Origin of the sequence: Actinophytocola sp. NPDC049390 (assembly GCF_044466355.1) — a bacterium.
Lineage (GTDB): Bacteria > Actinomycetota > Actinomycetes > Mycobacteriales > Pseudonocardiaceae > Actinophytocola.
The window spans coordinates 177,917-197,342 of record NZ_JBITMQ010000004.1 but is presented as its reverse complement, the minus strand read 5'-3'; the positions used below and the strand labels follow the sequence as shown (position 1 = coordinate 197,342).

At 70.4% G+C, this 19,426-nt stretch carries 20 protein-coding genes; 10 read left to right on the top strand and 10 right to left on the bottom strand.

Annotated elements, in window-relative coordinates:
- Window positions 1-6: 6 nt before the first annotated feature.
- Window positions 7-564: a hypothetical protein gene (locus ACIBVP_RS14680; protein ID WP_396106620.1), complete on the bottom strand. Its 558-nt coding sequence runs from the start codon at window positions 562-564 to the stop codon at window positions 7-9.
- 41 nt (window positions 565-605) lie between these two features.
- Here ACIBVP_RS14680 and ACIBVP_RS14675 point away from each other — a divergent pair, with 41 nt between their 5' ends.
- A complete protein-coding gene (locus tag ACIBVP_RS14675; protein WP_396106619.1) occupies window positions 606-1,430 on the top strand; it encodes an HAD family hydrolase in 825 nt (274 codons plus the stop codon).
- A gap of 57 nt (window positions 1,431-1,487) precedes the next feature.
- Window positions 1,488-1,958: a SixA phosphatase family protein gene (locus ACIBVP_RS14670; protein ID WP_396106618.1), complete on the top strand. Its 471-nt coding sequence runs from the start codon at window positions 1,488-1,490 to the stop codon at window positions 1,956-1,958.
- 15 nt (window positions 1,959-1,973) lie between these two features.
- Here ACIBVP_RS14670 and ACIBVP_RS14665 read toward each other — a convergent pair whose 3' ends face one another.
- On the bottom strand, window positions 1,974-2,321 hold the full coding sequence (locus tag ACIBVP_RS14665; RefSeq protein ID WP_396106617.1) for a hypothetical protein: 348 nt from the start codon (window positions 2,319-2,321) through the stop codon (window positions 1,974-1,976).
- A 220-nt stretch (window positions 2,322-2,541) separates the two neighbouring features.
- On the opposite strand from ACIBVP_RS14665, the gene ACIBVP_RS14660 reads away from it, so the two are divergent.
- Window positions 2,542-2,745, top strand: coding sequence for a cold-shock protein (locus ACIBVP_RS14660; RefSeq protein ID WP_184811055.1), 204 nt, complete (start codon window positions 2,542-2,544; stop codon window positions 2,743-2,745).
- A gap of 66 nt (window positions 2,746-2,811) precedes the next feature.
- Here ACIBVP_RS14660 and ACIBVP_RS14655 read toward each other — a convergent pair whose 3' ends face one another.
- The 3 genes from ACIBVP_RS14655 to ACIBVP_RS14645 are packed head-to-tail and all read right to left on the bottom strand — an operon-like array spanning window position 2,812 to window position 7,289.
- Window positions 2,812-4,704, bottom strand: coding sequence for a glycosyltransferase (locus tag ACIBVP_RS14655; protein WP_396106616.1), 1,893 nt, complete (start codon window positions 4,702-4,704; stop codon window positions 2,812-2,814).
- Window positions 4,705-4,727: 23 nt separating this feature from the next.
- Window positions 4,728-5,333, bottom strand: a complete 606-nt coding sequence (locus ACIBVP_RS14650) for a class I SAM-dependent methyltransferase (protein ID WP_396106615.1) — start codon at window positions 5,331-5,333, stop codon at window positions 4,728-4,730.
- A gap of 12 nt (window positions 5,334-5,345) precedes the next feature.
- Window positions 5,346-7,289, bottom strand: a complete 1,944-nt coding sequence (locus ACIBVP_RS14645; protein WP_396106614.1) for a glycosyltransferase — start codon at window positions 7,287-7,289, stop codon at window positions 5,346-5,348.
- A gap of 147 nt (window positions 7,290-7,436) precedes the next feature.
- Here ACIBVP_RS14645 and ACIBVP_RS14640 point away from each other — a divergent pair, with 147 nt between their 5' ends.
- On the top strand, window positions 7,437-8,375 hold the full coding sequence (locus tag ACIBVP_RS14640) for an NAD-dependent epimerase/dehydratase family protein (protein WP_396106613.1): 939 nt from the start codon (window positions 7,437-7,439) through the stop codon (window positions 8,373-8,375).
- 3 nt (window positions 8,376-8,378) lie between these two features.
- On the opposite strand, the gene ACIBVP_RS14635 is transcribed toward ACIBVP_RS14640, so the two are convergent.
- Both ACIBVP_RS14635 and ACIBVP_RS14630 read right to left on the bottom strand, forming a co-directional pair.
- On the bottom strand, window positions 8,379-8,750 hold the full coding sequence (locus ACIBVP_RS14635) for a DUF2304 domain-containing protein (RefSeq protein ID WP_396106928.1): 372 nt from the start codon (window positions 8,748-8,750) through the stop codon (window positions 8,379-8,381).
- 4 nt (window positions 8,751-8,754) lie between these two features.
- Window positions 8,755-9,444, bottom strand: a complete 690-nt coding sequence (locus ACIBVP_RS14630; RefSeq protein ID WP_396106612.1) for a glycosyltransferase family 2 protein — start codon at window positions 9,442-9,444, stop codon at window positions 8,755-8,757.
- Window positions 9,445-9,597: 153 nt separating this feature from the next.
- On the opposite strand from ACIBVP_RS14630, the gene ACIBVP_RS14625 reads away from it, so the two are divergent.
- From ACIBVP_RS14625 to ACIBVP_RS14615, 3 genes are read left to right on the top strand one after another with little or no spacing between them, the layout of a single operon-like run.
- The gene (locus ACIBVP_RS14625) at window positions 9,598-10,887 is read left to right on the top strand and encodes a nucleotide sugar dehydrogenase (RefSeq protein ID WP_396106611.1); all 1,290 of its coding nucleotides are present in this window, start codon (window positions 9,598-9,600) and stop codon (window positions 10,885-10,887) included.
- 3 nt (window positions 10,888-10,890) lie between these two features.
- Window positions 10,891-11,484 carry an acyltransferase gene (locus ACIBVP_RS14620; RefSeq protein ID WP_396106610.1) on the top strand — a complete coding sequence of 198 codons (594 nt, stop codon included), beginning with the start codon at window positions 10,891-10,893 and terminating at the stop codon, window positions 11,482-11,484.
- A 31-nt stretch (window positions 11,485-11,515) separates the two neighbouring features.
- Window positions 11,516-12,184: a class I SAM-dependent methyltransferase gene (locus tag ACIBVP_RS14615; protein ID WP_396106609.1), complete on the top strand. Its 669-nt coding sequence runs from the start codon at window positions 11,516-11,518 to the stop codon at window positions 12,182-12,184.
- A gap of 47 nt (window positions 12,185-12,231) precedes the next feature.
- On the opposite strand, the gene ACIBVP_RS14610 is transcribed toward ACIBVP_RS14615, so the two are convergent.
- From ACIBVP_RS14610 to ACIBVP_RS14600, 3 genes are read right to left on the bottom strand one after another with little or no spacing between them, the layout of a single operon-like run.
- Window positions 12,232-13,713, bottom strand: a complete 1,482-nt coding sequence (locus ACIBVP_RS14610) for a lipopolysaccharide biosynthesis protein (RefSeq protein ID WP_396106608.1) — start codon at window positions 13,711-13,713, stop codon at window positions 12,232-12,234.
- On the bottom strand, window positions 13,710-14,723 hold the full coding sequence (locus ACIBVP_RS14605; protein WP_396106607.1) for a hypothetical protein: 1,014 nt from the start codon (window positions 14,721-14,723) through the stop codon (window positions 13,710-13,712). The genes ACIBVP_RS14610 and ACIBVP_RS14605 overlap by 4 nt, the downstream gene beginning before the upstream one ends.
- 2 nt (window positions 14,724-14,725) lie before the next feature.
- Window positions 14,726-15,883, bottom strand: a complete 1,158-nt coding sequence (locus ACIBVP_RS14600) for a glycosyltransferase (RefSeq protein ID WP_396106606.1) — start codon at window positions 15,881-15,883, stop codon at window positions 14,726-14,728.
- Between the two features lie 147 nt (window positions 15,884-16,030).
- Between ACIBVP_RS14600 and ACIBVP_RS14595 the strand changes: the two genes are divergently transcribed.
- The 3 genes from ACIBVP_RS14595 to ACIBVP_RS14585 are packed head-to-tail and all read left to right on the top strand — an operon-like array spanning window position 16,031 to window position 19,240.
- Window positions 16,031-17,122, top strand: a complete 1,092-nt coding sequence (locus tag ACIBVP_RS14595; protein ID WP_396106605.1) for a DegT/DnrJ/EryC1/StrS family aminotransferase — start codon at window positions 16,031-16,033, stop codon at window positions 17,120-17,122.
- Window position 17,123: 1 nt separating this feature from the next.
- Window positions 17,124-18,101, top strand: coding sequence for a Gfo/Idh/MocA family protein (locus ACIBVP_RS14590; RefSeq protein WP_396106604.1), 978 nt, complete (start codon window positions 17,124-17,126; stop codon window positions 18,099-18,101).
- A complete protein-coding gene (locus ACIBVP_RS14585) occupies window positions 18,098-19,240 on the top strand; it encodes a glycosyltransferase family 4 protein (protein WP_396106603.1) in 1,143 nt (380 codons plus the stop codon). The genes ACIBVP_RS14590 and ACIBVP_RS14585 overlap by 4 nt, the downstream gene beginning before the upstream one ends.
- The last annotated feature ends 186 nt before the right edge of the window (window positions 19,241-19,426 follow it).

Here is a 19,426-nt window from a genome sequence, read left to right as displayed (position 1 = left end):
ACCCCGTCAGTACGCCTGCGGATAACCCGGGCCCGGCGGCGGACCGGCGCGTTCGCGCATGGCGCGGCCGGTCGCCGGGAGCACCGCGACCACGGTCGCCGCGAGCCACAGGACCCAGGACACGAGGGCCATGGCGACGTACTCGGCGAGATCCTCGGAGAGGATCCAGATGACCGCGTACAGGTAGTACACCGTCACCAGGCCGCCCACCACGGCGAGGACCCAGCGCACCCACTCCATCCGCGAGAACATCACCAGCCCGAACAGCAGCGCCGTGCAGGCGACGGACATCGTCGCGGAGATCGCGAAGTCGACGTTGCCGGTCACGTCCTCGGTGAAGGCGGCCCCGGCCAGCGCGAGCAGGAGCGTGCCGTTGTCGCTGGTGCCGTCCCACCCGTTGATGGCCAGCATGAGCGAGAGCAGACCGAGCACCACGAACGCGACCGCGGTGACGTAGCCCAGCGCGGGGCTCGGCGGCCCGTACCCGTACGGACCGTAACCAGGCGGGGGCGGCCCGTACGGCTGATACCCCTGTGGTCCATAACCCTGTGGTGGGTAGCTCACGAAACGCACCGTAGTCCATTCGGGCCAGGGAGGATGGGGTTGTGCACCGACCCGATCTCATCGCCTCCGACGTGGACGGCACCCTCCTCGACCCGACCGAGCACGTCACCGACCGCACCGCGCGGGTGATCTCGCGTGTCCTCGCGTCCGGTACCCCGTTCGTGCTGGTCAGCGGACGGCCGCCGCGCTGGATCCCGAGGGTGGCGCGGGCCGCGGGGCTGTCCGGGTACGCGGTGTGCGCGAACGGCGCGTCGGTCTACGACATCGGCGCCGACGAGGTGCTGCACGTGCGGGACCTGTCGCCGCTGCGGCTGCGGGACATCGTCCGGGCGGTCGATGCGGCGCTGCCGGACATCCGGATCGCGGCGGAACGGACCGTGGTCGGGCGCCACCAGCCGGAGCCGTTCGCGATCGAGCACGGGTTCCGCAACCCGTGGGGCAACCCGAACGGCGAGACCGACTCACCGGACCTGGCTCCGCGCGCCGAGGTGATCGGCAAGCCGGCGACGAAGCTGCTTGTGCGGCACCCGGGGATGACCAGCGGCCAGATGGCGCGGGTCGTCGAGGCCGTGCTCGCCGACATGGCACTCGAGGTCACCTACTCGTCGAACAGCGGGCTGATCGAGATCTCCGAGCGTGGCGTGACGAAGGCGTCCGGCCTCGAGTGGGTGTGCGAGGCGCTGGGCGTCGACCGGGAGCGGGTGGTCGCGTTCGGTGACATGCCCAACGACGTGCCGATGCTGAGCTGGGCCGGGCACGGCGTCGCCATGGCCAACGCACACGACGACCTCCTGGCCGTCGCCGACGAGGTCACGGCCCCCAACGCGGAGGACGGCGTGGCGCAGGTCCTGGAACGCTGGTACTAGTCCGCCTCCCGGCCGGGACGTTGCACAAAGCGCGAGAAGACCGGTTCTAATGAACTCATGAACAGGACACTGGTCGTCATCCGGCACGCCAAGTCGGACTGGAGTCACGACGTGGCCGACGACCAGCGGCCGTTGAACCCGCGCGGGCGGCGGGAGGCGCCCCTGATCGGTCAGTGGGTGGCCGAGCACGTCGGCGCCGTCGACCTCGTGCTCTGCTCGACGGCGGTTCGGGCTCGGGAGACGTTCACCCGTTCCGGGCTGGCCACGGGCGAGGTGCGGTACGACGAACGGGTGTACGCGGCCAGTCACCAGGACCTGATGTCCGTGGTGGACGAGGTGCCCGACGACCTGGGCACGGTCGCGCTGGTGGGCCACAACCCGGGCCTGTCCGAGCTGGTCGGCGTGCTGACCGGCGAACCGGTGGAGCTGAAGACCTCCGCGATCGCGGTCGTGTCGTGGCGCGGCGGCTGGCCGGACGTGTGGGCACGCGGCGCGAGCCTGGTCAGCCACGCGACTCCGCGCGGCTGACCAGGGGAAACGGGTTTACTTGGGCTGCTTGGCGGCGCGCAGCGCGATCGGTGCGCCAGCGAGGTCTTCCTCGTTGCAGAGGAGCTTCACGTCGTAGTACGGGGAATCGCCACTGTCGTCGTAGTCCAGGTGGATGGCGATGACGTCCACCGGTTCGCCCAGCCATTCCTGTGTGCGCCGAAGCCACGCGGCGGAACGTTCGAGGGCCGTCGGCAGATCGTCGTCGCGGAACTCGACGGGCCGGTACGGCACGCCGTAGACCTGATCCTCCTGGTGAGAGGGCTTGGGGAGGTCCACGGAGACGCCTGCGTCGTCCAGGTTCAGTGCAATCGATCGGGGCTGGTCACTAGCGAGCTCGCTCACCCTACGAGCGTCTCCCAGGGAGTGAAGAGCCGCAACCCTTCTAGTGCGTTCTCTCCACTTCCTGTGGTTCACTGTCCATGGTCGTAATGAGTTCGTGTTCGATCACGCTCGCGAACGATTGCGGGCGCGCGAGTTGGCTCCTGAGGGGCGAGTCGCCGTCTGAACGGCCAAGGGTTGTCGCGACCGCGGCGGCTTGCATAGCAGTATCAGGAGATATGTAGTGGCACAGGGAACTGTGAAGTGGTTCAACTCCGAGAAGGGCTTCGGCTTCATCGCGCCGGACGACGGCAGCGCTGACGTCTTCGTGCACTACTCGGAGATTCAGGGCAGCGGCTTCCGCAGCCTGGACGAGAACCAGCGCGTGGAGTTCGAGATCGGCCAGGGCCAGAAGGGCCCGCAGGCCACCGGCGTGCGCGCCGTCTGATCTCGCCAAGTTGCGATTTGAAAGGCCGCCGGGGCTGGTACCCGGCGGCCTTTCTCATGCCCGGGGTCAGTCCTCGAAGGCCTTCCGCCACGACACCGTCGAGGTCAGCTCCGGCAGAGCGGCCTTGTACTGCTCGACCAGCGCGGGCCATTCGGCGATCAGGCGCCGGTAGGTCTGCGTGGTGCGCACCGCCAGCTCGCGGAACACCTTCGGGTCGCGGCGGCGGAACGCCACCCCGCTGCCGTCCGCGTTGGACACGGTCGCGCTGTCCAGGTTGCCGAGCAGGAACCACAGCGCGCTGTTCGCGGGCAGGTTGACCTGCGGCCGGTCCGCGGCCTCCGGGTTCGGCGAGCGCAGGTTGTGGACCAGCGCCTTGCCCGCCCGCAGCGCGATCTTCGCCGGGTTGACCGGCGGGTGCAGCATCTGCTCCGCCTTCACCATGTCGAAGCTCGGCGGCGGGAACTCCCGCGCGGACGGCAGGAACTGCGCGTCGGTGTACTGCTTGCGGACGGCCTGGACCTCGGGCAGCGCGGTGCCGAGCTTGTCGAACAGCCGGTCGGGGCCCGCCATGAAGTCCTCGAGCGCCTTCAGCTCCAGCGCCGCGGTCGAGTACTCCATCGACAGCAGCCGCCGGACCGCGGACCGCGCGCCCTGCTTGAGCAGGGTCTTGCGCATGTCGTACGGGCTGTGCAGCGCGGCCATGATCAGCCGGTTGCGCAGGTGGAAGTAGACCGTCCAGTCCTTGGTGTCGTTCTTGTCGGTCCACGGCTCGTGCCACACCGCGGAGCCCGGCAGGGTCACCGTCGGCATGTCGTGCGCCAGCGCGCGCAGCGAGTACTCCGCGTCGTCGCACTTGATGAACAGCGGCAGCGGCAGGCCGACCTTCTCCACGACCTCACGCGGGAACAGGCACATCCACCAGCCGTTGTAGGTGGCGTCGATGCGCTTGTGCAGCGCACGGGTCTCGCGCAGCGAGCCGGTGCCGAAGTCGTGGTCGGTGATGGCGCCCGGCGCGGCCCGCCACACGCACGACGCCAGGTCGACGACCTCGCCCATCGTGTGCAGACGGGACTTGGCCTGCAGGTTCAGCATCTGGCTGCCGACGATGACCGGCTTGGCCGCCGCGCGGGCGAACATGTTGGAGCGCAGGATCGAGTCCGGCTCGAGCGCGATGTCGTCGTCCATCAGCAGGATCTGGTCGACCGTGCCCGGCTTGGTGTGCTCGATCGACTCGAACAGCGCGCGGGTGAAGCCGCCGGAACCGCCGAGGTTGCCCTGCTCGATGATCGAGAGGCGCTCGCCGAGCGCGGCCTTGACCTCCTCGTACCGCTCGTGCTCGCGGATCTTCTTCGGGCCCTGGTCGGCGACGAAGACCTTGGCGATCACGTCGAGCACCGCGGGGTCCTCGGCCAGCGCCAGCAGCGACACGACGCAGTCGTCGAGGCGGTTGAACGTGGTGGTGCCGACCGCGAGCCTCTTCATCGGGATCGGCTGGTCGGACAGCCACACCGCCTCGGACACGGTCAGCTCGACGTTCTCGGTGAACACGTCGAACCACAGCCAGCCGCCGTCCTCGAACGGCTTGAGGCTGGTGCGGAACTCGAAGGTCTCCCAGTCCTGCTCGGCGTGCACGGGCGCACCGGTCAGGTGGACGATGTCGCCGTTCGGCTTCGAGCGGTACAGCTCGATCCGGCCCGCGCCCTTCATCCGCACCTTCAGGGTCACGTCGGTGACCGTCGTCCAGCGCTTCCAGTAGCTCGCCGGGAAGGCGTTGAAGTACGACGCGAACGAGACCCTGGCCGACGGCGGGATCACCACCTCGCGCCGGGACGAGACGTGGCTGTGCACGTTCTCGGGCTCGTCGAGGTACAGCGGTCGGACGTCGAGCGGATCGCGGTCGCGGGGCAGGATCACCCGCTGCAGCACGCGGTCGGTCTCGGGGGTCGCCTGCTCGGCCACGGTTCTTGCTCCTCGGTACATGGCTAGTTCACGCGGTCGGCGACCAGCACGAACTCGTTGTAGGTGAACGCCTTGCCGGCGAAACGGGGAAGGGGGAAGGACTGCCTGCGGGTTTCCTTGAAGCCCAGCTGGTGGGCCACGTCGCCGAGCGCGTCGAAGTCCGTGAACTCCACGTGCGTGGTGTCGCTGGCGTAACCACGCTCCTGCGGGCAGATCAGCACCAGACGCGCGTCGTCCGACAGGTAGTCGACGTAGCCCGAGAGGATCTTGACCGCCTCCGGCCTCGGCATGTGCTCCACCAGGTGAGCGGCCAGCAGGCCGCGGAACCGGCCCGGCGTCGCGTACTCGGTGGCGGCGAACTCGTCCGTGGTGAACGCGGTCAGACCGCGTTCACGGCACGTCTCGACCGAGGACCTGTTGTGGTCGACACCGACGCCGCGCGGTGCCAGGTGGGCCAGGCAGCGGCCGATGCCGCACCCGACGTCCAGCACCTCGCGGTCACCGAACAGGCGACGGACGTTCCACCGGTAGGGCGCTTGGACGTCCAGCACCCGCTTCCACAGCGGCAGCTCCAGTCGCTTGAGCCGAGCCGTGTAGTCCTCGCCCTCGGTCGATTCCGGGTTGGCCATAGACAGTCCCACTCACAGGTCGTAAAGGCGACGCCAGTTGTCCCGGCTGACCAGCTCCGGCACCGCGGCCCGGTACTCCGCACGCAGGCGCGGGAGCTCGTTCATCAGCCGGCGCACGACCCGTGCCGCGTCCTTGGCGAGCTTGATGGTCATCTCCCGGTCCCGCTTGCGCAGGCGCACGCCCTCCTGGGAACCGTCGGTGACGATGGCCGTGTCGAACTGCGAGAGGTGCCACCAGGTGGCGTCCTTGCGGTTCACCGCGCCGAGCTGGTGCACGGTGCGGCCCATGGCCAGGTAGATCAGGCGCTTCAGCATCACCAGGCGGGTCTTGCTGGGCTTCGGGCCCGCCTGCACCATCGACACGGAGCCGGACTTCAGGCCCGGCACGTCCCCCGCCGGGTGCATGACCGTGTCCGGGTACTCGGCACGCATCCGGCGAATCTCCTTCGCCGCGGCCTGGCCGCCGTCGTGCAGGAACTCCGGGCCCCGGAGGAAGTCCTCGACGGCCTTGATCAGGGTGGCGGCGAGGCCGTACTCCATCGACAGCAGGTTGCGGGTGATCCGCGCGACCAGGACCCGCGCGGACTGCTTGGGGTCGGTCTCGGAGTGCAGCGTGGACACGATCAGGGCGTTACGGACGGCGAAGTACTCGTTCCACTTGTCCGCGTCCTTCCAGTCGAAGTCCGCGTGCCACAGGCCCGCGCCCGGCAGGGTCACGGTGGCGAAGCCGTTGTGCCGGGCCCGGTAGCCGTACTCGACGTCGTCCCACTGGAAGAACAACGGCAGCGGCAGGCCGATCTCCGCGACGACCTCGGCCGGGATCAGGCACGACCACCAGGCGTTGTAGTCGGCGTCGACCCGGCGGTCACCGCGGTTGACCATGCCGGTCGGCACGCCGTCGTCGTCGACCTCCTCGGCGAGCAGGTCGACGTCGTCCAGCGCGCCCCGCACGACCTTGCCGGGGGTGAGCTGCGCGAAGTCGGCGTACTCGGCGCCCGCCAGCAGGACCGTCGGGTGCAGCAGCCGCAGCATCTGGCCGCCGACCAGCGTGGGCTCCGTGGTGCGGTTCGCGAACGCGCTCAGCCGGATCGCGATCTCCGGCTCGCACAGCACGTCGTCGTCCATGAGCAGCACGTTCGCGCCGTCGGCGCCCCGCTCGGTGACCTCGTACATGCCGCGGCCGAAGCCGCCGGCGCCGCCGAGGTTGGGCTGCTGGAGGTAGCGGAGCCGGTTGCCGAGCGTCCGCTGGATCTCCGGGAACGCGTCCCGGGAGGAGACCGTGTCCGTGCCCTGGTCGACCACGTAGATCGCGTCGAGGACGGCGAGGCTCTCGGGGTCGCGGCCCAGCGACTGGAGCGTCTTCGTGCAGTCGTCCGCGCGGTTGAACGTGCAGATCACGACGGAGGTCTGGCGGAGCCGCTCGGGCGCGGCGACGGTCCACCGCAGCCGCTCCACGTCCAACTCGTCGTCACCGGTGGTGATCTCGACCCACAGGAAGCCGCCGTCGACGAACTTGTCGAGCGCGACGGTCAGCGTCACCGACTCGCTCCGCAGCCCGGTCAGCTCCTGGGCGGCGACCACCCGGGTCTCCCCGGCGGGGTCGGACGCGACCAGCGACACGCGGCCCGAACCGGTCAGTGTCAGCTCGACGTCGACCTGGTCGACGACGGTCCAGCGCTGCCAGTAGCTCGCCGGGAAGCGGCCGAAGTAGGTGTCGGTGGTGACCGAGGAGCCGGCGTGCACGAGCAGCCGCTGCCGCTCCCGCACCGCGCTGCCGTGCTCGACCTGGAGGTACAGGTCGTCCGGGCACACCGGGTCGGGACCGCGGAACAACCCGCGCTGGGCGACGAGGCGGCTGCTCGGTTCCCGAACCGCCGGACTGGGTTCCGCCGCCGCCCGTTCCGACGGCTGGACCGTCGCGGCGGCTTCTCCGGTTGTCGGGCTGCTACCGGGCATACGAGTCCAGACCTCCACAGGGGGCACGGCGGCTGTCGGTGAGCCAGCGTACCTGCCACCACGATTCGATCACCTTGAGGTCACGACGGTGGCGCCCGGCCGCCGGATATGATGTGGCGTCCAAGATCTTCCTGAAGGAGAGACGCCGTGCGCGCACTCGTCACCGGCGGCGCCGGCTTCATTGGGTCGACCCTGGTAGACCGGCTGATCGCCGACGGGCATGACGTGACCGTCGTGGACGACCTCTCCCGCGGCACCCCCGCGAACCTGGCCGACGCCGCCGACACCGGCAGGCTCACGGTGCGTGAGCTGAGCATCACCGACCCCGCGCTGGCCGACGTCGTCGCCGAGGCCGCCCCCGAGGTCGTGTTCCACCTCGCCGCCCAGATCGACGTTCGCAGCAGCGTCGCCGACCCGTTCGACGACGCGAACCGCAACGTGCTCGGCACCATCGCGGTGGCCGAGGCGGCCCGCGGGGCCGGTGTGCGCAAGGTCGTTCTGGCGTCGTCCGGTGGCTCCATCTACGGCACGCCGGAGGACCTGCCGGTCGCCGAGACCGCCGCGTTGAACCCGAAGGCCCCGTACGCCGCGAGCAAGATCGCCGCGGAGGTGTACCTGAACACCTACCGCGAGCTGTACGGCCTCGACTGCACCCACCTGGCGCCCGCGAACGTGTACGGCCCCCGCCAGAACCCGCACGGCGAGGCCGGTGTCGTCGCCATCTTCGCGAACGCCCTGCTGACCGGCCGCCCGACGACGCTGTTCGGCGACGGCGGCAACACCCGCGACTACGTGTACGTCGGTGACGTGGTGGCCGCGTTCGTGGCGGCGTCCGGCGAGGTCGGCGGCGGGAAGCGGTACAACATCGGCACCGGTGTGCAGACCAGCGACCGTGAGCTGCACACGCTTGTCGCCCGCGCGGCGAACGCGGACGACAAGCCCGTGTTCGCCCCCGCCCGCCTCGGTGACCTGCGTGCCTCCGCGCTCGACGCGCAGGCCGCGACGGCCGAGCTCGGGTGGCGCCCGGACGTCAGTCTCGACGAGGGCATCCGCAGGACGGTCGACTACTTCCGCAAGCAGCTCTGACCGTCAGGACACCTGCTGGTCGGCGTCCCCGGTCTCGGTGGGGTGGGGCGACGGGGGTTCCGCGCTGCGGAGGGCGATCGCCCTGGCGAGCCGCGCGTAGCGCAGCTCCAGCTCCTTGAACCGCAGGTAGGTGTTGATGGTGGCGAACCCGAAGGCGACCACCATCCCGTACAGCACGAGGTCCGTGCCACGGCCGACGCCGATCACCTGGGCGAGGCGGCTGACCTCCGCGGGCAGCAGCACGGCCAGCACGCCGAACAACATGAACAACGCGAAGCCGATCTTCACACCGGCGCCGGCGAGGGTGGTGCCGTGGTGCCGCAGGAACGTCACCAGCAGGATGAGCACGGCCAGGATGAGCAGGAACTGGATCATCACGTCACCTCCTGGCGTTCGTGCGCAGCACGGTGTCGAACATGATGTTCACGCCGTTGATCAGGGACTGGCCCTTGGCCATGGAGTACTCGGTGTACTGGATGGTCACCCGCTCCTCCGCGACCCGCCAGCGCTCACGCACGATCATCTCCACGATCTGCGACGCGTGGCCCATGCCGTTGAGCGTGATGTTCATGTCGCCCGCGACCTTCTTGTTGAACACGCGAAGGCCGTTGTGCGCGTCGGACAGGTGCAGCTTGCGCAGCCGCGGCGACAGCGCGACGACGGTCTTGAGCACCAGCCGCTTGAGGAACGGGATGTGCTCGGTGCTCCCGTGGAACCGGGTGCCGACCAGGATGTCCAGCGGCTCGTCACGCAGGCGCTGCACCATCCGCTCCACGTCGGAGACGAGGTGCTGGCCGTCGGAGTCGAAGGTGGCGAAGTACGCGGCGCCTGGCTGGGCCCTGGCGTACTCGACGCCGGTCTGGATCGCCGCGCCCTGGCCCAGGTTCACCGGGTGCCGCACGAGATGCGCGCCGGTGCGGCGGATCTGCTCCGCGGAGTTGTCCTTGCTGCCGTCGTCGACGCACACGATGTTCGGGAACACCCGCAGGGCCTCGTTGATGACCTCGGCGACGACGGGGCCCTCGTTGTACACGGGTACCACCAGCCACACGTCACGCTGGTCCGCCACGTCGCCTCCCGATGCCCGCCAGATCGCGCGAACCAGACTACCGGCGGGCCGGGAAGCGACAGCACAGGGTGAGGTTAGGCTGCAACAGCATTCGCGACTGTGCCGGATGTTCGCTCCGCGAGCTCCGCGAATCCACGAAAAGGGACTGTCTCGGTGAAGATTGCTGTCATCGCGCTCGGGAAGATCGGGCTGCCGCTCGCCGTGCAGTTCGCGTCGAAGGGCCATGAGGTCGTCGGTGTCGACGTGAACGCCGATGTGGTGGACCTGGTGAACAAGGCCGTCGAGCCGTTCCCGGGTGAAGCGGAGCTGCAGGACAGGCTCTCGGAGCTGGTCCCCTCCGGCGCGCTGCGCGCCACCACCGACTACGGCGACGCGGTGCCCGGCGCCGACGCCGTCGTGCTCGTCGTGCCGCTGTTCGTCGACGACGAGGCCCGGCCGGACTTCGGCTGGATGGACGCGGCCACCAGGGAGCTGGCCCGCCACCTCACGAAGGGCACGCTCGTCTCCTACGAGACCACGCTGCCCGTCGGCACCACCCGCAACCGCTGGAAGCCGATGCTGGAGGAGGGCTCCGGGCTGACCGAGGGCACCGACTTCCACCTCGTGTTCTCCCCCGAGCGCGTGCTCACCGGCCGCGTGTTCGCCGACCTGCGGAAGTACCCGAAGCTGGTCGGTGGCCTGTCCGAGGCGGGTGCCGCCAGGGCCCGCGAGTTCTACGAGGCCGTCCTCGACTTCGACGACCGGCCCGACCTCGAGCGCGGCAACGGCGTGTGGGACCTGGGCTCCGCCGAGGCGAGCGAGCTGGCGAAGCTGGCGGAGACGACGTACCGCGACGTGAACATCGGCCTCGCGAACCAGTTCGCCCGGTTCGCCGCCACCGCGGGCATCGACATCTACCAGGTGATCGAGGCGTCCAACTCCCAGCCGTACAGCCACATCCACCGGCCGGGCATCGCCGTCGGCGGGCACTGCATCCCGGTGTACCCGCGGCTGTACCTGTGGAACGACCCGGAGGCCACGGTCGTCCGCGCGGCCCGCGAGGCCAACGCGGGCATGCCGGACTACACGGTCGGCCTGCTGGAGGGCGCGCACGGCGACCTGTCCGGCCAGCGGGTGGCCGTCCTCGGCGCCGCCTACCGCGGCGGGGTGAAGGAGACCGCGTTCTCCGGAGTCTTCGCGACCGTGCGGGCGCTGAAGGACCGGGGCGCGACCGTGCTGGTGCACGACCCGATGTACACCGACGAGGAGCTGGCCAAGCTCGGCTTCGAGGCCTACCACCTCGGCGAGAAGGTCGACGCCGCCGTCGTGCAGGCCGACCACGCCGAGTACAGGACGCTGACCCCCGCCGACCTGCCCGGCGTCACGACGTTCGTCGACGGCCGCCGGGTGAGTTCCGCGGACGCCTGGCCGGGCGTCACCTACCGCGTCATCGGGAAGGCCTGAGCCATGGCGTTCGTCGCGGACAGCGCCGACGTCGCGGACAGCGCGAAGCTCGGCGAGGGCACGAAGGTCTGGCACCTGGCGCAGGTGCGGGAGGACGCCACGCTCGGCGCCAACTGCATCGTCGCCAGGGGCGCCTACATCGGCACCGGCGTGCGGATGGGCGACAACTGCAAGATCCAGAACTTCGCGCAGGTGTACGAGCCCGCGCGGCTGGCGGACGGTGTGTTCGTCGGCCCGGCCGTGGTGTTCACCAACGACACCTACCCGCGTGCGGTCAACCCGGACGGCAGCCTCAAGAGCGCGTCTGACTGGGACGCGGTCGGCGTCACCGTCGAGGAGGGCGCCGCCATCGGGGCCCGCGCGGTGTGCGTAGCGCCGGTGACGGTCGGTGCGTGGGCGACCGTGGCGGCCGGTGCCGTCGTGACGAAGGACGTGGCCGCGTTCGCGCTGGTGGTCGGGGTGCCAGCCCGGCGGATCGGCTGGGTCGGCAAGGCCGGTGCGCCGCTGCGGCAGGAGGGCGAGCACTGGGTGTGCCCGCTGACCGGCGCCACGTACACCGAGCGTGACGGAGTGCTGACGCCCGACGCCGAGGGATGATCTTCTGGCGTCTGCACTAGGGTTCCCCGTCGTGAGCAGCCTTCGTTCCGTTCTGAGCACGTTGAGCAAGAACCCGCTGGTGCTCCAGGTGCGCAAACGCACCTTCAAGGGGACCACCACGTACTGGGAGGACCGCTACGCCAAGGGCGGTACCTCCGGTGCCGGTTCCTACGGGCGCGAGGCCGAGTGGAAGGCGGAGATCGTCAACGACTGGGTCGCCGAGTTGGGCGTGACCTCGGTCGTCGACCTCGGCTGCGGCGACGGCAACCAGCTGGGGCTCGCCAAGTACCCCCGCTACCTGGGTCTCGACCCGTCGGCCACCGCGGTGCGCCTGTGCATGGAGCGCTTCCGCGACGACCCGACGAAGAGCTTCATCGCCTACGACCCGTCGGCGCTGGCCGACCCGGCCGGCTGGCTGCGCGGCGACCTCGCGCTGTCGATGGAGGTCATCTTCCACCTGGTGGAGGACGCCCTCTTCGAGAACTACATGACGCGGGTCTTCGAGAGCGCCGAGCGCTACGTGATCATCTGCAGCAACGCCACGGTGGACGACGAGCAGGTCTCCCACGAGCGGCACCGCGACTTCACCAAGTGGGTCGAGGAGAACCGTCCTGAATGGGTGCTCGACCGCCGTGTCGACCCGCCGTCGGACGTGAACCTGCAGTCGTCGTTCTTCCTCTACAAGAAGAAGGACCTCTGACGCTCACGAACCGGAAAGGCCCGCCGCTCGGCGGGCCTTTTTCGTTGTCAGCGGCGCAGGCCCGGGATCGGCAGCCTGGCGACGTCGGCCCGGTTGAGGAGCCACCAGATCGCGAGGAAGCCGAGCGCGAACACGGGGTCGAGGTAGAGCGGCAGCCCGGCAACGTGCTGGGCGACGACCATCCCGGTCGCGACGGCCACACCCAGCGCCACCTTGACGAACACGAGGCTCCACCGGTGGCCGTCCTTGCGCCACACCCACGTGATGGGCACCGCCGCGATGGTCACCGTGCCGCACAGGTAGCCGATCGCCACGCCGTACGTACCGAGGCGGGGCGCGAGGACCAGCCACACGACCACGCCGACGGTCATGCCGACGAGGCTCGACGCCGTGTTGATCAGCATGCCCCGCCGCGACCGGGTGTTCAGCGCGTTCACCGACGCCACGCACAGGTTCGTGGCGAGCACGGCCATCACGAGCACAGGCAGCAGCTTCTGCGCGCCCGCGAACTCCGAGCCCCACACGACGCTGACGATCAGCCTGCTGCACACCATGATCGAGCAGAAGATCGCGACCATGGTGACCGCCAGGCCGCGGGTGGCCGTGTTCGTCCGCGCACGGAAGGCCGCCATGTCACCGCGCCCGAACGCCTCCGACAGCGACGGCAACAGCACCAGCGTCAGCGACGCCGCCAGCAGCGAGGCCGGGGTGGCCAGTGCGATGGCCGACGCGTACTGACCGGCCTCCGCGTCACCGGCCGCCAGCTTCGCCGTCACCTGCGACAGCTGCAGGAACCCGGTGCTGGCGAGCGACCCGATGGCCCCCAGCACCACGAAGCCGTCCAGCTCGCGTCGCCGCGCACGGCCCGCCCTGCCCCCGGCGCCGTACGGCCAGCCGGCCAGCGTGTAGAGGCCGTACGTGATGACGAGCGGTATCACCAGCGCGGTACTGCGCACCCCGGCGAGCAGCAGGATCACGAGGCAGCCGAGGCCCAGGACCACGCTCGTGAGGTCCCACATGGTCGCCCGGAGCACCTGTCCGGCACCGAACTGGACACCGCGGGTGAAGCTGTAGCCGGAGTAGGCGATGGTCAGGGCGGCCACGCTGAGCGCGCCCTGCCACGAGCCGCCGTCGACCAGCACCCACAGCGGGATGGCGACCGCGCCGAGCAGCAGCCCGGTCTGCATGGTGCGCATCCGCAGGTGAGCGGCCGTGGACCGCAGTTCCTCCGGCTTGTCGGCACCGCGGGCCCGTGCCAGGAACATCGAGGCCGCGCTGCCGGTCGTGGTCGGCCAGAGGAGCGCGAGCGTGAGCGACATGGCGATCGCGGACGCGACCTCACCGAGAACGGTCTTGCCTGCGAGGTGCCCCACCAGGAGCGATGTGGCGAACCGCAGGAGGCCCTGCGCGATCAGCCCGGCCGTGCTGTAGACGCCACCGCGGGCGAGCGACGTGCTGACAGGCCGGTCCAGGCGGACCGGGCGCAGCATCCGGTGCAGGGGGCCCTGCTTCTCGTCGACCACGGTCACCGGCGGGCCGCCACCACGTCGCGGTGGACGCGGGCGACGGTGTCGACGGCCTGCTCGACACCGTGGACGTCCCGCACCCACGCGCGGGCCGCGTCCGGGTCGTGCTTCTCACCGCCGGTCAGCAGCGCGCGCACCGCGTCGGCCGCCTCGGCGACGCTGCCGCCGTAGACCGGCGGGTGGACGTCGTCGTAGAGCGGCAGCGGGACGGGCGTCACCAGCGGCGCACCCGCCGCGAGAGCCTCCAGTTCGCTCGCCGCGAGAATCCCGGCCGTCTGCCCGATCACCACGTGCGCGCCGGACAGCAGCGCCAGGTAGGCCGCGTGGTCACCGCGTGGCACCAGGTGCACGCCGGCGGCCGCGGCGTCGGCGGCCTGGTCACCCCAGTCCAGGCCGACCACGTCGGCGATGTCCCCGACCGCGGCCACGACCGCCCTGGCCACCGCGACCTGGCTCGCGTCCGGATCCGAGCTGTCCTTGTCCCGTGTCCACCGCGAGGCGAACACGACCTGGGGGCGGCCGTCGGCCGGCGACCACTGCGCGACCGCGGACACGTCGATCGGTACCGGCAGGTACACGGCGTCGGCGCGGTGCGGCAGCACGTGCTCGGCGAGGTCGGGAGTGGAGAAGAACACGGCCTCGGCGTCGCGCAGGCCACCTCGGATGCCCGCCTGCCGTGCGGGGTCGTACTGCGTGGTCCGCACGTCGGTGCCATGGCAGTGCAGTACGTACCGCGGCGCACCGAGCCGGGAGTGGGCGAGCGTGGACGCGGAGTGGACGTGGACGACGTCGTGGCGAAGCGCCCGCACGCGCAACCGCGCCACCCACACACCGCCGATCGCCGCGCGCCGCGCCGTGCCCGCGATGCCGCGCCACTCCTGCGCGGGCGCGGCCTTGGGCATGAAGTGCCACTCGTAGCCGCGCCGGACCGCCTCGCCGATCATGCGCCGCGCGGTGAACGCGGCGTCGTTGACGTGCAGAACCGACGGCTGTGCCGGTTCTCTCGCGGGCACGGTCACCGCGTCCCCAGCAGCTCGCCGACGACCTCGCGGACCACCGCGGAGTCCTCGGCCGAGTTCAGCACCTTCGCCGCCGTGTGGGCGTTCTGCTTGTACTCGCGGACCTTCTCCTCGGTGAGCCCGGCCAGCGTGTCGCGCATGGCCGCGGCGTCGAACCCGGGGGCGATGGCGCCCATCTCGTGCTCGTCGATCAGCCGGTCGGTCTCCGGCGACGTGCTGAACACCACGGCCAGCCGTGCCTGCACGAAGTCGAAGATCTTGTTGGGCAGCATGAACCGGTGGTTCGGGGTGAGCGGCGGCAGGCTGAAGATGCCGACGTCATACGCGTTCAGCGTGTCCACCAGCTCGTCCGGCCGCACCGGCGGGTGCAGCGTGATCCGCGGCTCGTCCACGATCGACGCGCGGATGGTGTCGAGGTACTTCCCGTCGTCGCGGGCCGGCACCAGGTACAGGTCGAGGGTGAACTTCTCCGGCAGCGCGCGGACGGCCTCGATGAGCGTCTCGATGTTGCGGCCGGGAACCGCGCCACCGCTGTGCACCAGGCGGATGCGCCCGTCCAGCACCTCGGTCGGCTGCTTGTCGCGGTAGGCGCCGGTGTTGCGGACCGTGCGCAGGTCCACGCCGAACCGCTCGCGGTAGAGCTTGCCGATGGAGTCGTTCACCACGAGACCACCGGCCATCTTCGGCAGGTACTTGGCGCACTGGTGCGTCATGAACGGCTTGACCAGCAGCCGCCAGACCCGCACGTGCGCACGCTCTTCCGGCGCCCACTCGTGCATGTCCGCGAGCACGGGCGCACCCTTCGCGACGTGGTGGGAGACGGCCATGGCGCGCGCCTCGTTGGCCACCACCAGGTCGAACGTCCGGTCACCGACCACGCGGATCAGGTCACGCAGCGCGGGCGCGGCCAGCTCGACGTCGTCGAAGCGGCGCAGTGCGAGCAACGCCACCCCAGCGGGCGTCTGCGGCAGGGACGGCAGGCGTTCGTCCACCTCGAGGTGGTCGGCGGCCCCCGGCGGCTTCGCACCGTAGGCGGCGGTGGTCACGTCGCCCAGCTCGGCGAGGACCTCGATCTGGCGCAGCACCCGTGCGTCGCGGTTGATGTCGGAGAACGAGACACACAGGATGCGCGGCCGCCCCGTACCTTCGGACATGGCTCGGCAGCCTAACGGGATCGGCGGCCCGCCGCCCTATCGGCCTGGCCGGCTCCACATACCAGATGGAAACCCCCTGGCGACAGATCGAATCCGTCGCCAAATACAGTGGCTTCGACCGTTCCGCGGACCGACAACGGGAGAGTCGTGAGCAAGGAGTTCATTCCGGCCGCCAAGCCGATCATCGGCGACGAGGAGCGGGCGGCGGTCGACGCTGTGCTCCGGTCCGGCATGCTGGCACAGGGTGCCGAGGTCGCCGAGTTCGAGAAGGAGTTCGGCGCCGAGCTGCTCGACGGCCGCCCCGTGGTCGCGGTCAACTCGGGCACGGCCGGCCTGCACCTGGGCCTCGTGGCCGCGGGCGTCGGACCCGGTGACGAGGTCATCGTGCCGTCGTTCACCTTCGCGGCCACCGCCAACTCGGTCGCGCTGACCGGTGCCACCCCGGTGTTCGCCGACATCGAGCTCGAGCACTACTGCCTCGACCCGGCGAGTGTGGCGAGCAAGGTCACCGAGCGCACCAAGGGCATCATGCCGGTGCACCTGTACGGCCACCCCGCGAACATGTCCGCGCTCCAGGCGATCGCCGACGAGCACGGCCTCGCCGTCTACGAGGACGCCGCGCAGGCCCACGGCGCGAGCCTCGGCGGCAAGAAGGTCGGCACGTTCGGCGCCTTCGCGATGTTCAGCCTCTACCCGACCAAGAACATGACGTCCGGTGAGGGCGGCATGATCTCCACCGGTGACGCCGACCGCGAGCGCACGCTCCGGCTCCTGCGCAACCAGGGCATGCTCAAGCAGTACGAGAACGAGATCGTCGGCTTCAACGCCCGCATGACCAACCTGCACGCCGCCATCGGCCGTGTGCAGCTGACGAAGGTCGGCGGCTGGACCGAGCAGCGCCAGGCCAACGCGCGGCACTTCGACACGCACATGTCCGGCGTGGGCGTGCCCGCCGTCGCGGACGGCGCCGTGCACGTCTACCACCAGTACACGATCACGGTGGCCGACGACCGCGACGGCTTCGTCGCGGCGCTCAGGGAAGAACACCAGATCGGGTCCGGCGTCTACTACCCCATCCCGAACCACCGCCTGGAGTCCTTCCGGCGCACCGAGGAGCTGCCGAACACCGAGCGTGCGGCGAAGACCGTCGTCTCGCTGCCGGTGCACCCGTCGCTGGACGACGAGGACCGGGACCGGATCGTGCACGCGGTGAACACCCTCGCCAAGGCAGGTGCCTGAGATGACCGATCTTCGCGTTGGCCTCATCGGCCTCGGCATGATGGGCCGCCACCACGCCCGTGTCGTCCGCGAGGTCGACGGGCTGGAACTGGTCGCGGTCGCGGACGCCACCGGCGACCCGCACGGCGTGGCGGGCGGCCTGCCCGTGCTGCACGACGTGCACGAGCTGATCAGGGCCGGTATCGACACCGCCGTGGTCGCGGTGCCCACCGGCATGCACGAGGAAGTCGGTCTCGCGCTGGCCGAGGCCGGGGTGCACACGCTGATCGAGAAGCCGATCGCGCACAGCGTGGAGGCCGGTGAGCGCCTGGTGAAGGCCTTCGCGGACGGTGGTGTGGTCGGCGCGGTCGGGCACATCGAGCGGTACAACCCGGCACTGCAGTCGCTGCGCACCAGGATGGCGAACGGCGACCTCGGCGACATCTACCAGATCGCCACCCGCCGCCAGGGCCCGTTCCCGGCGCGCATCGCGGACGTCGGCGTGGTCAAGGACCTCGCGACCCACGACATCGACCTGACCGCGTGGCTCGCGCAGTCGGAATACCTGACCGTCTCCGCGCAGGTCGCGCTGCGGTCCGGCCGCCCGCACGAGGACCTGGTGGCCGCCACCGGCCGGCTCGCCAACGGGACCGTCACCAACCACCTGGTGAACTGGCTGTCCCCGATGAAGGAGCGGCTCACCGTCGTGACCGGCGAGAAGGGCGCGTTCGTCGCGGACACCCTGACCGCCGACCTCACCTTCTACGCCAACGGCGTGGTCAACACCGAGTGGGACTCGGTCGCGAACTTCCGCGGCGTGTCCGAGGGCGACGTGACCCGGTTCGCGATCCAGAAGCGGGAGCCGCTGCGCGTGGAGCACGAGAAGTTCCGCGACGCGGTGCTCGGCCACGCCATGGAGATCGTGACGCTGCAGGAGGGGCAGAACACGCTGCGCACGGCGGAGCAGCTGCTCACCAGCTCGGCGGCGGTCCTCGCATGAAGGTCGTCATCGTGACCCGGTTGTTCGCCCCGGAGGTGGCCGCGGCCGCGTTCCGGCTCAAGGCCCTGGCCGACGGCCTGGCCGCGGCGGGCCACCAGGTCACGGTGCTCACGACCAAGCCACCGGCGAACGCGGGCACCCAGGAGTTCCCGGACTACCGGGTCGTGCGGTGGCCCGTGCTGCGCGACGCGGGCGGCAACGTCCGCGGCTACGTCCAGTACGCGAGCTACGACTTCCCGATGGTGCCCCGGCTGCTGTTCCGGTCGGCGGACGTGGTGGTGTCCGAGCCGCCGCCGACCACGGGTGCCCTCGCCGCGCTGGTCTGCCTGGTGCGGCGCAAGCCGCTGTACTACTACGCGGCGGATGTCTGGTCGGACGCGCTCGTCGCCATCGGGGCCCCGAAACTCGTCGCGGGCGTGATGCGTGCCTTCGAGCGGTTCGCGATGCGGCGCGCACGCGGCGTGGTCGCGGTGTCGGAACAGGTCGCCGGGCGAGCCCGCGACCTCGGTGCCCGCGACGTCGAGGTCGTGCCCCACGGCGTGGACACCGACCTGTTCCACCCGACGGACGACACACCCGCACCGGACGTCCCGTACTTCGTCTACACCGGCACCATGTCGGACCTGCTCGGTGCCGGTGTCTTCGTGCGCGCCATGGCCATCGTCCTGGACAAGTACCCGAAGGCACGGCTCTGGTTCTTCGGGCAGGGCAACGAGGAACCGATGCTGCGCGAGCTCGCCGCGGAGCTCGCGCCGGACGCCGTGACGTTCGGTGGCGTGGTGCCCCCCGCCGAGGTGCGGCGCTGGATCAGCGGCGCGGTCGGCGCGCTGGCGAGCATCGTGCCCGACCGTGGCTACGACTTCGCCATCGCCACCAAGCTCTACGCCGCGGCCGCGTGCGGCACACCGTCGATCTTCGCCGGTGTGGGCGCCAGCGCGACTCTGATCAGGGACAACGGGCTCGGGCTCGTCGCCGACTACACGCCGGAGTCGGTCGCGGAACAGATGATCGCGATGCTGGAGGGCGACCGGCCGGAGGGCGAGCGCCTCGTGAAGTGGGTCCACGAGAACGCCTCCATGGCGAACAGCGGTCGGCGGGCAGCCGCCTGGATCACGGAGAACGCGCGGCGCCCCAGATAGTGAGAACAGGCACCCACCCCATTGTCCTAATGGCGAGTGCTCTTTCTTTCGCATTCCCGGCCGTACCGGTCCGGACGGTGGTACCGCACCGTTCCCGGGCTTCTCGTACCGAGCGTCCGGGCTGGTAAGGACGATTGCTAATCTGCGCGCGGCTCCGGGCTGGAGTCCTGGTCCCGTGAGCGTGCT

Excerpts from the sequence above, each read along its gene's own strand:
- ACIBVP_RS14670 (WP_396106618.1), top strand. The coding sequence starts at position 1,488 with ATGAACAGGACACTGGTCGTCATCCGGCACGCCAAGTCGGACTGGAGT.
- ACIBVP_RS14590 (WP_396106604.1), top strand. The coding sequence starts at position 17,124 with ATGACCGATCTTCGCGTTGGCCTCATCGGCCTCGGCATGATGGGCCGC.
- ACIBVP_RS14620 (WP_396106610.1), top strand. The coding sequence starts at position 10,891 with ATGGCGTTCGTCGCGGACAGCGCCGACGTCGCGGACAGCGCGAAGCTC.
- ACIBVP_RS14650 (WP_396106615.1), bottom strand. The coding sequence starts at position 5,333 with ATGGCCAACCCGGAATCGACCGAGGGCGAGGACTACACGGCTCGGCTC.
- ACIBVP_RS14600 (WP_396106606.1), bottom strand. The coding sequence starts at position 15,883 with ATGTCCGAAGGTACGGGGCGGCCGCGCATCCTGTGTGTCTCGTTCTCC.
- ACIBVP_RS14645 (WP_396106614.1), bottom strand. The coding sequence starts at position 7,289 with ATGCCCGGTAGCAGCCCGACAACCGGAGAAGCCGCCGCGACGGTCCAG.
- ACIBVP_RS14585 (WP_396106603.1), top strand. The coding sequence starts at position 18,098 with ATGAAGGTCGTCATCGTGACCCGGTTGTTCGCCCCGGAGGTGGCCGCG.
- ACIBVP_RS14635 (WP_396106928.1), bottom strand. The coding sequence starts at position 8,750 with ATGATCCAGTTCCTGCTCATCCTGGCCGTGCTCATCCTGCTGGTGACG.